The organism is Arthrobacter sp. ZBG10 (assembly GCF_001238605.1).
In the GTDB taxonomy this organism is placed as follows: domain Bacteria; phylum Actinomycetota; class Actinomycetes; order Actinomycetales; family Micrococcaceae; genus Arthrobacter.
Map to the genome: position 1 here is coordinate 1 of NZ_LFQH01000054.1, position 566 is coordinate 566.

1 protein-coding gene is annotated in these 566 nt (G+C 61.1%); it reads right to left on the reverse strand.

Annotation, left to right across the window (positions count from 1 at the left end):
• Window positions 1-277: 277 nt before the first annotated feature.
• Window positions 278-566, reverse strand: a 289-nt coding sequence (locus tag ACU18_RS20245; protein ID WP_231686087.1) for a hypothetical protein, incomplete at its 5' end; no start/stop codon positions are given.

Sequence of the window (566 nt, forward strand, 5' to 3'; positions counted from 1 at the left end):
CAACGTCCTGGCCGAGTACACCTAGGCCCGTTCCCTGCCGCTTGGCTGGCAAGCCGCGGCACCCGTTGCAGGCCGTCCCGGACGCCTGACTTTCCCCACGCCAGATCGCAGACCCGGTTCTGCTGACGCAGTCCCGCTGACTCTGGCGCGTGGCGGCGGTACCATCCGCCCTCCCTGAATCGGAACCAGCTTCCCCTTGGGACGGTGCTGTACCGCCGGCAATATCCTGCCGTGGGGAAATTCGGTGCATTTCCGGCAAGGCCCCGTAATGCCCAAATTAGTCCTCTTTTGCATCAGCAAATTGGACCCTAATTGTCATGCCCAAATTCACGATAAAACCCGGGAGGTGATTTCCGTGATGAAAAGACTCAAACGCTTGCTGCTCGCCCGTTCCCGGCCAGTACGCGGCCGTGGTTCGTTCAACAGTGCACTGTTGGAGCAACGCCGAGAAGAAGTGTTCGCCGTCCTGCACCAGCAGATGTCGGGCCTGCGCTGAGGTCCACACCGTCCAGGAAAGGAGGGCCGATGATTTCCGTCCAGCCCCATGAACGGCAAAGAGCCCACGC